The sequence below is a fragment of the Gabonibacter massiliensis genome (genome assembly GCA_001487125.1).
In the GTDB taxonomy this organism is placed as follows: domain Bacteria; phylum Bacteroidota; class Bacteroidia; order Bacteroidales; family Marinifilaceae; genus Gabonibacter; species Gabonibacter massiliensis.
Window position 1 is genome coordinate 66,507 of record LN913009.1, and the last position, 11,705, is coordinate 78,211.

7 protein-coding genes are annotated in these 11,705 nt (G+C 46.0%); 3 read left to right on the plus strand and 4 right to left on the minus strand.

The features are described 5' to 3' along the window. Positions 1-11: 11 nt before the first annotated feature. The 4 genes from BN3283_RS00495 to BN3283_RS00510 are packed head-to-tail and all read right to left on the minus strand — an operon-like array spanning position 12 to position 3,075. Complete coding sequence (locus BN3283_RS00495; protein WP_059025292.1) at positions 12-1,433, minus strand: GspE/PulE family protein; 1,422 nt, start codon at positions 1,431-1,433, stop codon at positions 12-14. Beyond that, a complete protein-coding gene (locus BN3283_RS00500) occupies positions 1,430-1,915 on the minus strand; it encodes a hypothetical protein (RefSeq protein WP_059025293.1) in 486 nt (161 codons plus the stop codon). The genes BN3283_RS00495 and BN3283_RS00500 overlap by 4 nt, the downstream gene beginning before the upstream one ends. 3 nt (positions 1,916-1,918) lie before the next feature. After that, positions 1,919-2,329, minus strand: coding sequence for a type IV pilin protein (locus BN3283_RS00505; RefSeq protein WP_041504738.1), 411 nt, complete (start codon positions 2,327-2,329; stop codon positions 1,919-1,921). A gap of 8 nt (positions 2,330-2,337) precedes the next feature. Beyond that, complete coding sequence (locus BN3283_RS00510) at positions 2,338-3,075, minus strand: winged helix-turn-helix domain-containing protein (protein WP_059025294.1); 738 nt, start codon at positions 3,073-3,075, stop codon at positions 2,338-2,340. A 715-nt stretch (positions 3,076-3,790) separates the two neighbouring features. Between BN3283_RS00510 and BN3283_RS00515 the strand changes: the two genes are divergently transcribed. From BN3283_RS00515 to BN3283_RS00525, 3 genes are read left to right on the plus strand one after another with little or no spacing between them, the layout of a single operon-like run. Further along, a complete protein-coding gene (locus BN3283_RS00515) occupies positions 3,791-7,654 on the plus strand; it encodes a hypothetical protein (RefSeq protein WP_059025295.1) in 3,864 nt (1,287 codons plus the stop codon). A 26-nt stretch (positions 7,655-7,680) separates the two neighbouring features. Then, entirely contained in the window at positions 7,681-10,998 is a 3,318-nt protein-coding gene (locus tag BN3283_RS00520; RefSeq protein WP_059025296.1) for a DUF6443 domain-containing protein, read from the plus strand. Between the two features lie 5 nt (positions 10,999-11,003). Next, complete coding sequence (locus BN3283_RS00525) at positions 11,004-11,636, plus strand: imm11 family protein (protein ID WP_059025297.1); 633 nt, start codon at positions 11,004-11,006, stop codon at positions 11,634-11,636. Positions 11,637-11,705: the final 69 nt, after the last annotated feature.

Genomic DNA, 11,705 nt, shown 5'->3' on the forward strand with positions numbered 1-11,705 from the left:
CATATCTCTTTTTACGAGTTTAGTAAAGTCAACACTTCTTCCAGAGAGGTCTGTCCCGTCTCCAATAATTCCAGAGCCGAATCCGACAAGGCGCGAATATTTCGTTCCCGAAGATACTTCCCGATGTCGGACTCCTCCCGTCGGATCGCCCCGGATAACTCTTCATCCACCGGAATGACCTCATATATAGCCTTACGTCCCCGGTAGCCAGTATAATAACATTGCTCGCACCCTACAGGTTTAAACAGAGATTTCAAACGATGAACGGTTGAAATTCGACCTGAAATCGCCCCGACCTCTATCTCTTGCTTGCAACAAGGACAAAGCAAACGTACCAAACGCTGGGCCACACAGAGAATAAGCGTATCCGCTATCAAATAGGGATGCACTCCCATATCTACCAAGCGGGAGACACTTCCCCAGGCACTATTCGTGTGGATCGTCGAAAAAATCAAGTGTCCCGTGAGTGAACTTCGAATAGCCATTTGAGCCGTATCCGTATCCCGGATTTCACCCAACATGATAATATCCGGATCTTGTCGTAAAAACGTACGCAAGGCCGCCGTGAACGTCAATCCGATCTCCTCTTTCAACTGTACTTGATTTATTCCTTGAAGAGTGTATTCAACCGGATCTTCTATGGTCAATATATTATTAGTCACCTCGTTCAACAAACGAAGAGTGGCATACAAAGTCGTACTTTTACCGGATCCCGTGGGTCCGCTAATCAGAACCAACCCATGCGGTCTCCTGACAGACACGAGGTAATCCTCCAATTGCTTACGGGAAAACCCCAGGTTTTCTAACTCCAATAACTCCACGTGGCGGGTTAACAGACGCATCACCACCTTTTCCCCGTGGATCGTCGGTAAAGAGGAGACCCGGACATCAAATTTATCTTCTCCCTGTTCGTAAAGAATACGACCGTCTTGAGGCAACCGTTTCTCGGATATATCCAGATTGGCCAAAATCTTTACCTGATTGACCAAGGCCGCGTAATTCCCTCTCTCGATCACGTAACGCTCCACCAATTTTCCATCCAACCGAAAACGCACCCGACAACGCTCCTTATCCGGCTCCAGATGAATATCACTGGCATACTCCCGGTAAGCCTCTTCTATCAATCCTTGCAGAAACCCCGGATTTCCAGAAGCCGGTTTACGTTTTAAGCGTTCCCTTTCGACCGCATCTCCCTCGTTACGATACGATTGTTTTATCAACCGGGAAAATAGTTCTCTATTCAAAGAGTTTACAACGATCTTCTTTCCGGTCAATACTTCCAATTCGGTTATAACCGATTCATAATCCCGACCGGACTCCCCGTAACAACATAACGTATCCCCTTTCGTTTCACAAGGCACCAATTGATACTCCCACGCTTCCCGGGCAGAAAAAAGTTGAAGCATCTCGGTAGATACATGAATTTCTTTCATAACGTTGAATATTGAACAGTACACATCGGAAACAAGAAGCGGATTAAAATCCGAATCAAGTAACAAATACCGACCGTCGCCACTAACGGAATCATCAACTCCCTTTTTCGTTTACAACAAACGCCCCATCCCACCAATGTCAACAAAAACGAGATTACCAAAAACTTCGGAAACTCCAATCCCGCGAACGCCGGAGTCAGGAAAAAAAGAAAGACTATATCTCCGCTACCGATAAAACGGCGGGTCGCAAACGCCACCGGACCGTATTTCAGTAATAAATACAAGCACACACCTATACCTAAAAATAAGAGAACTACACTATTTATTCCGGTCCGTATAACAGTTTCATATATCCCTTCTTTCATTAAAACAACGATAAACTGTAAGCTTCCGAAGACCAATAAGGTGTATACACTCACTACCCGCCTTTTAAAATCGGAACGGATTAATAGCATCAAAGGTATCGTCAACAAAAATTCCATCGTTTAATCTTTCGTGATTTCTTTCAGTTCCTTGTTTTGATTGATCTCCCAAACATTATATATCCCGTCGCCGTCAAAATCCACAACCGCCGTAGCTATTGCCCGGAAACCTTTCTCGTTGGCCTCCACGATCTCAATGCGGTAATTGGCATTTCCCCCGTCCGTCGTAAGCTTTGCTTGTTCGAACCCCAACTCTTCTAACGAGGTGGAATAACGCGAGTGAGTATAAAAATTACTCTTCTGCAGGGTATGCAGAAAAACCAATTGCTGCTGCGCCTCCGTACTCTTCGCTTTTGAAATCAACGGCATCAGATTAGGTAAGGCAATTAACACCAGAATGCCGATAATCACCAAAACAACCAATAATTCAGGCAAGGAAAAAGCCTTTAAACAAAAACTTCTTTTTTTATTCATACTATTTTTCATTTAATACATTCATATTGATACTCATTTTCATCGAATACATTTGCCTCTTCCTCGTCCTGTACTTTTAACATATACCCCATCTGCCAATAGGTCACAATCTCGACATAAGGTATCGGTTTCAATAGTTTACGACAACAGGATATGATCTTTCTTAATCCCTGAACATTGGATTCGTCATCACATCCCCATCCCTCTAACAATAGGCTTCGACGCCGGACGACACAAGAGCAATTTTCGACCAACAGTCTCAATATCGCGTATTGTTTTACCGTTAACCTCGTGGCCGAACGTCCAACAATCAATTCGGATACATTTCTCTTCAAATAAACATCCTTGGCCACTTTCAGGACTCCTCCCCGCCTTGCATTCAAACGATCCTCTCTTTCTATCGCCTGCGCATAAGCCAAAATACCTTCCGCTCCGCACTCTTGACTTATGTATTGGTTAGCGAAACCATTCAATCCGTTTACAACCTGTTCAGCAATGATTTTCTCCCCGACTAAAATGACATAAATATTACAATTTTGACGTTTTATCATTTTAGCATAGGTCGTACACGAATACCTCTCGGGATAATCCCTAAGAAACACGATATCCGGAGTCCGCTTTTTACAGTAATCACAAGCTTCCCCATTACTTTTAACAACAATCAAACGATGTCCATTACTTGTAAATAAATCGACTACCTTTTGAGTCATATCAGACCGTTGTTCTACATAAAGCACTAAATTCATAATTAATATATTAATTAATTTCTGATAAATTTAAACACTCAAACATGCACTAAAAAGGCAGTAAACATTACTTTTTCACTCCTTTTAATACACATATCTATACTTTTATTTATATATATTTACTATGATATTTATCAATAAAAATATCACACTACCAGTAATCAGTTATTAATAACTCGATTAACATAGAAAGTAATAGAATTATCATATCAAAACAGAATACATATTTACATTTATTAACATTTAGGCGTTTTTTAATAGAATCTCCTTTCATCAAAATTTTATGAAAGAAGCAATAAAGAGATCAATATCTCAAATCAAATTACACGGAGTAATTACAATTCGTTTTTATTTCTCACACCAATACCATTAAAATTTTTCAAACCATTCGCTCTCCAACTTTCTTTCAACAATAAAACAAAATACTCCGTTTACAACCAAATTTCACACCCACATATTACAACTTAAAAATGTTTACGATCAACATATTCATGCAACATTCTGAATTAAAGGAGCTTATTTTCAGTACAACAAAATAACAAAAGAATGTTTACTCCCTTTTTACTGCTCATTCTTTGATATAACATCAAGGCACGAAAAGTCAAACCTAAAAAACAGACGTGCCTATGGAAAAAGAAATTTAACCCTCCCCCGACACTTCACTACTAAAATAAGCCAACCGGGACAAGTGTTAAATTAAAGAAATAATAAGATCATGAAGAATAAACTATTTTTTATCCTGATCATATTCCTGGGTATACCGGGAATATCCCCGGCACAAAATTTCGAGCCGGGAGAGCAAGCTCAAGGCTACTTGAACATGAAAAACGTTTCCGTCGATTATGCCACGGGCACATTCCACTACAGTATTCCCCTGTACACGCTCCGTTCCGGAGATTTTTTGCTACCCGTATCATTGGATTATAACGCGAAAGGAGTAAAAATCGATGAAAAACCGGGACAAACCGGTTATAACTGGACCCTAAACACGGGAGGGATCGTCACGCGTGTCGTTCGGGGAGGAATTGCCGATGAAGACGACTTGGGCTATGCACGGGCAGAAAGCGAGGCTGATGCCGTTGTCGTAGAAATTGATATTGACCGGGTCAATAAACGGCAAAGAGACGGCGAATCCGATATCTTCACTGCCGTATTTAACGGCAACAAGGTCAACTTCATGATCAAGATGGACGCGAATAACCGAATCCATGCCGTCCCCCTCGAGCGAACGAACATTCGTATCGAGTGTAGCACCAGTATAGCCGGGAAATTTATAAACGGGTGGACTATCACGGATGAAGGCGGGAATCGTTATTATTTCTATTATTCGGAATTAATAAAAAATATGAACTCGGAAGCCGCCATCAGTAGCAACGGGATCCGGAACAAAATGTACCTCTCGTCATGGTATCTGACCCGGATAGAACCGTTAAACGGGGAACCGATTACCTTCAACTACTCCGGGAGAGTCGAAACCGAGTACATCTCTCCTTATCGCACGTCGTACTGGTACGGTCGTCCCGTGATTGAACGGTCGCTTAATTTCAGTTCCTATCAAAATCAATTTCGATACGCCATTGAGCAGGCAAAAAGATATCTTGGCTCGTATTCGAGCGAAGCCCAACTAAACAGTCAATTTCTCGTGTATGCCGGGTATGGGAATTGGATCATAAATCCGTATTTTGAGGAAAATCAGCAAATCATCACCACGAATCTCAGGATCATGGGGATGTTAGGGGATATTCAACGCGTGACGGCTGCCTCACAAAATTTAATCAACACGTTAAACAACCTCATTAACTCGTACAAGAATAGCAGTTCAAGTAATGCCCGGGCTGCCGCCTCTTGGTTTCAAACAGCCAAACGGTACGTTATCGAAAGTATCGACGAGATGGCCCCTGTCACGTTAAAAGAAAGCGGAGGGATAACATCTTATAAAATAACATCCCCTCTATTGACGGAAATAAAATGCGTGGATAAAAAGATCATGTTCACTTACAAGGAACAAATGGCAAAATTAAACACGATCACCTTGTCAGACATCACCGGGAACCAAATCTCCAAGGTCAAACTATATCAAGGAAACGTGTTAACGTCTCTCTATTTTTACGACAAGAATGACGTATCCATTGAAAAAATGCTATTCGATTATTACCCTTTGCCCACGGAAGGAAGTCCGTATTATGACCTCTGGGGATATCGTAAACGACTCGTGGGAAATGACAATCCTTATTCCCAAAAAGTGGATATAGAAGCGGCAAAAGCCTATTCTCTAAAAACAATTACCCTGAAAAACGGGGGGCGATTGAGCATCGATTACGAGTCGAACGTGGCGGAATACAAACAGGAACCGTCATCAGGAACGATAGTAGTCGATATCGGCGGGATACGGGTAAAATCATTAACATTCATGGATCGGACGGGAGAAAAGACAGACTCTGTCTTGTATGCCTATCCTCGTCCCGGTAAAATGGTGTACGACAGTTACGAACGCCTTGATTTAGTCCATTACGAGGAATTCACGGATTGGGTAAAACACTCCAGGATCAGATCCACGGGCTTCGCCTTTTTAAACACGGGAAACAACGGGGTATACTATCCTTACGTGAAAGAGACCACTCCTGGTAAAGGGATAAAAACCTTTTTGTTTCACGTGCCTTCCCTGTACTTTTTCTGGCCGGAAGCTCCTCTAATTTATCCTTTCTGGTTAAACGGCTTACCCCTAGCCACAGCCGAATATGATGATCGTGGGAACTTGAAACGACTCGTTGAAAAGAAGTACTACACCGATCTCTCGTTTAACCCGGGATTCATTTCACCCTATTTTTATGACAACATGAGTTATTTCACGCAAGGCGATACCTCATTGTGTTACAAACAAAAACGCGTACAGGTAAAACCTTACGAGTATTATTTAGACCGGGAAGAACAGATAGCCTATTTCCAGGGATTAGGGACAATTCTTTTATACCAGGACGAAGGCAGATTGTGTTATTATATCCCTTACGACCACACCTTTATACCGAATATAGAACCCCGTACCCGGATAACAACACTACCGCAACAAAACTACGAGCTGTATTACGGGGGAAAAACATTGCTCAAAGAGCTATCGGAATACCGTTTCGAGGTACAAGTCACGGATAGCGCCTCTTTTAACGACTTTACCACGTGGGCAAGCGGTACGCCGTTTCAAAAGACTGAATTCTTTTACGATAACCCGGGAGCTTCCGGCTTGCCTACCCGAATATCCCGGAAAGATTCCCGCGGGAACACGATCGTGAAAGTGATAAGCCGAGTAACCGAGATGAGCGAATCCGCAAGCCCGTTTATCTCGAAAATGAAGCAGGCAAACCTGCTATCCCCTGTGATCAAGCAAATAACCCTGAGAAACGGGCAATTGATAGATGAAACAGTATCCCGGTACGAAACCCTCGAAACGGATAGTTCATGCTTTTTCGGTCTTACCGATCAACACATCTATCAAACAGAAAACCCCGTTGCCCACACCTTGGCCATACCCGATCAAAACTTGTTCACACGAGGAGAAAACAATTATCGCACGGAGAACAGTTCCGAATACAAGCAAATAAAGAAGTTTTACCAGCCCGTGGGTAACACGACCCGTTCGACCAGCTCCGCTAACGTGTACGATGCCTCGGGAAACTACATCGTCTTAAAGGCACACAATGCATCCCCGGATCTTGTCGCGGCGATAGACCGGAACAGACATACACAGGCCGCCTCTTTAAAAGAACAAATAAATATTAACATTCGGGGTCGGGATTTGTGTGACAAGTTTATCAAGGGATACAACGTTTTCCCAAAAATAAATTACGGCCCGGATTACATGGCTTACACGCAAACCTATGAACATGGCCTGATGATAAACATCATATCTGTCGTCGCTTCCGGAACCGCACCGGTCAATCCCCAACAATTTCAAGTATGGCTCGACAGCGCAAGGGCCAACGACAATACGCATGCTATCTCCTTTATGCTATCGTATTTCCTTGTAGCAAATGAACCGAGCTTTGACATGGACATCAATAGTCTCCAATTCATGATAGGAGCTATTTGCAATCCGGAAATTGTTAACCTGAAATTTTTCGATAAACTGACCCCTTTCGATCCCGAACAAATTTTCCCAGCGGAAAACACAATAAGTATTACTTCCGTTCCGAACACGAAACGAGTCAAACTATTTGTCCTGGTCGAAGGACCGGAAACATCGCTTACTTACTCGGTTCGTCATGCCGGGGGAACAAGCAACGGGACGTTGACGCTTTCCGGTTCATCAAGATACTCGGTACAGTCATTTGAAATCGACCTGACCCCGTACGCCGGAGTAATTTCCGTTACCGCCACGATTCCGTCAAATGTCGTGAGCATCGTCATGGTTCCCCGGGAATCCTCTTTCGAGGCGATCTCCTATAACCTGGACGGATCTATTTTTTGCAAGTTCGACCACAACGGGCAGCTGGAACTGAACGAGTACGACGAGGCGGGCAGACTGATCAGGATAAAGGACCGGACAGGCAACACGATGAAAGAGCTGCAATACAATCGACTAAAATAAAACACGTTAACTCGAATTCTAAGATCATGAAAAACATATATATACTTGTACTATTGACGGTGGCTTTTTTCCACGGGATAAAAGCCAGCCCGGTAAACGAGAATACCGTGCCTCCCTCCTTCACGACTACACGCGACTTCGTGGCGGAGAAAATATACATCGAACCGAGTAACAGCATTCCCTCTCCCCGAAGCATCTATAACGTGATCTATCTCGACGGTTTCGGCAGAAAACAACAGGTGATTCTGGTTAAAGCCTCTTCCGGCGGAACGGCCGACATCATCCTGCCCCTCGTGTACGGGGTGCAGGGAAGGATAGAAAAAGAGTATCTCCCTTACAACAAGAGCGGAAACAACGGGGCTTATCACGATACCCCCGCGACCGCGAGCAACTGGAACGCGTACGGCACCGCGGAAGCCGCTCACGCGTTTACCGGAACAGTGTACGACAACTCTCCCCTAAATCGGGTAATAAAATGTACGGGAGCGGGCAAAAACTGGCACGACCGCCAAAAGGGAGTATCGATATCCCACGGCTTAAACACGACCAATGAGGTTCGTCGCTACAAAGTTTCCCTTAACGGTACGTTATCTCTTGACGGGTATTACCTCGCCGGCTCCCTCCAAAAGGAAACGATCATCGACGAAGACGGGAACATCACTGAAAGGTTCTCGGACAACCAGAACGTAATCGTGCTGTCGGCAAACACGGAAGGAAACTCACGATTAGAAACCTACAGCGTGCACGACGACCGGGGACTACTCCGTTATGTTCTTTCCCCGGAGGCCAGCTATCGACTGGGAAGCACGATTGACGAAACTCTCCTCCGGCAACTGGCTTACCGGTACGATTACGACCGCTGGGGACGAATGACCGTGAAACGTTTACCGGGTTGCGATCCCGTCTACCTGGTGTACGACAAACGGGATCGGCTTGTCATGAGCCAGGACGGTAAACAACGGGACGAAAACGCTAACAAGTGGAGCTACTCGTTGTACGATCCACGAAACCGGGTAATCGAAACGGGCGAAATCGTGTTAGCGGCGGCAACCACCCACGCCGACTTGCAAACAGCCGCCTCCGCAAGCGAGAACTACTCCCCCGCCGGAACCCGTGCTCCCCTCCAATATACACGGTATGATTCTTACACGCCCACCCCTAACGTCCCGGTACTGCCGTTCGTCGCGACGCCAGGTTACCCCGAGGCGTATTACCCCAACGTTACCGGATGCGTTACCGGTACAAAAACAAGGGTACTGGGAACAAACACCTGGTTGACCGTGACTACTTACTACGACGACCGTTGCCGGGTGATCCAAACCGTGAACGACAATCTTCACGGTCAAAAAAGCCGGATCGATACTAAATACGATTTTGTCGGAAACGTGCTGCAACAACGGGAAAGCCACGGGGTAAGCGCCACGCGGACGGATATCCTGGAAACCGTGAATACCCACGACGACAGGGGAAGGCTAATGACCTCCGTCACGAATTTGAACAACGGCGCCCCCGCCACGACTATCCATACCTATGACGCTGTCGGGCGACTCGAAACCGTGAAACACGGGAACACCACGGAAACGATGACCTATAACCCGAGAGGATGGTTGACGGGGAAAGAGAGTACACCTTTTAAAATGAAATTACGTTACGATTCACCCCGGGGCACCACGCCCGCCCGTTATAACGGGAACATCAGCGAGTGGGAATGGCAACAGGGGACAAACACAGCCCTGATGTACGGGTTTACCTATGACGGGATAAACCGCTTGAAAGAAACAAGTCAATTCCAGAAAAACGGGAACACGTGGACGACCCTGGCAGGCAACTACCTGGAAAGAGGCATTGCCTACGATCGTAACGGCAATATCAAAACCTTGCAACGAACGGCCAACGGGAACACGGTGGATAACCTCGTTTACACCTACACGGGCAACCAGCTGACCGGCTTAAACGAGAGTATCCGCACCACGCCAGACGGGGATATTTACACCCCGGGCAATGCCGCATCGGGCACCTATACCCACGATAAAAACGGCAACATGCTAAATGACAGCCGAAAAAATTTGAATTTTGAATATAATGTTTTAAATTTGTTATCGACGGTAAAAACCGGAACAACTTTGAAAGCATCCTACACCCATCTTGCTGATGGAACCAAGTTACGGGTAAGGGATGCCGCCGGGAACGGTTTTGACTATTTGGGTTCTTTGACATACAAGAAAACAAGTGCCGGGTTACAACTCGAGTCGGCCAATTTCGGGAGCGGCGTGATCCGGGCAAACAGTTCCGCCAGCGGTGGCTTCGAGGTGAACTACTTCTTGACCGATCACCTCGGCAGCGTCAGGGTGATTGTCGATGCCAACGGGACCGTGAAGGAACGAAACGACTATTACCCTTTCGGGGCAAAACACGCCCGGGCAGATTACGCCCAACAAGGAGGAAACCGCTACAAGTACAACGGAAAGGAAGAACAAATCACGGGAAACACCGGGTTCTTGGATTACGGATGGCGCATGTACGATAACGCGATTGCCAGGTGGTGGGTTCCGGACCCGATAGCCGGAGAAGACCCGGCGGGATCGCCCCTAACCTACGCGTTGAACAATCCCGTGCAATTCATCGATTTCCTCGGGTTGGACGGTATACCCGTAAACGACGTGGATTGGCCCAGTTTTAACCCGAACGAGGACGTGATCGAGCTGGGCGAGGTCACCGTCACGGCCACCAGACGACGAAACCGCTTCTGGACGAGCGGACCGGCCATGTTTTTTCAACAACATCATTACGGGGATTACCGGGTACAACAGGGGTTAAAAATTCGTTGGGTGGAGAGTGAACATAACAAGAGCGTCGCCACCCTGCAATCGGCTCTGGACATTATAGGGCTGATGCCCGTCGCCGGGGAGATTTTCGACGGCATAAACGCGCTGGTTTACCTATGCCAGGGAGATTACCTCAACGCTTCCATCAGTGCCACGGCCATGGTGCCCGTCGCGGGATGGGGTGCCACCGGGGGCAAGGTGACAAGCAAGGCCCTGAAGGCTTTTAAAGCCGGGAACTTCCGGAAAAACATGATCCGGTTAACCGGCATTAACCCCGGGAAAAGCATGCAGGCACATCATGTATTCCCGAAGAAATTCCATGATAATTTTAAAAAATTAGGCATTAACGTCAATGACCCCAAGTTCGGGAGCTGGTGGGAAACGGGCACCCACCAGAAAAACTCGTACCGGTACAATCAAAGATGGGATAAATTTTTCAAGGACAATCCCACCACCAGGGGAGCTTATGGTCTCGCCCGGGAATTAGGTGCTAAACACGGTTTTACTTTAAATTTTTAAACACTATGAAATTATCAGACTTATTTTCATTTGGAGACCGGTATAGTTCCGTGACGGTACAAATGACATCGACACGGGAATGGACATGGGCAGAGCCCGGTGGATTATGGGAATACCGGATGTTATTAATGGGAGATTACCGGGGGGCGGAATTTCCCCTGGAGTTCCGTCATTATAGCGGGAAACGATACGACGACGTGCTAGGAACAGGATACGCCTCGCTTTATTTAATCTCGGATCGTTTCAGGGAGGTACTGGAAAAAAACAATTTCACGGGATGGAAATGTTTTCCCGTCCGGCTTTTCACGAAAAAGGGAGAGGAAGTAACCGGTTACCAGGGATTCTCCGTCACGGGACGAGCCGGGAGAATCGACAGGGAAAAAAGCGAGATCGTGTATATCGAGTACCCGACAGGTATTCAGGAAGCTAATTACAAGGGCGTTCACGTCGACATGGAGCAATGGGACGGTAGCGATATCTTTATGCCGGATAAATGGTTCGGGATCGTCATGACCCGAAAGGTTCGGGAGGCCTTGTTAGCGGAGAAAATAACAAATATTCGCTTCGAGAATATGGCGGAGTATTTAACTCCATGTTACATGGTTACTCTTGCTAATAAAAATAACGATTCTCAATAAACCGCAAGCGCGACAAGGTTAACGACTATTCAGGGGACAAGTCAAACGTCCCCTGTTTTTATTTCCAAG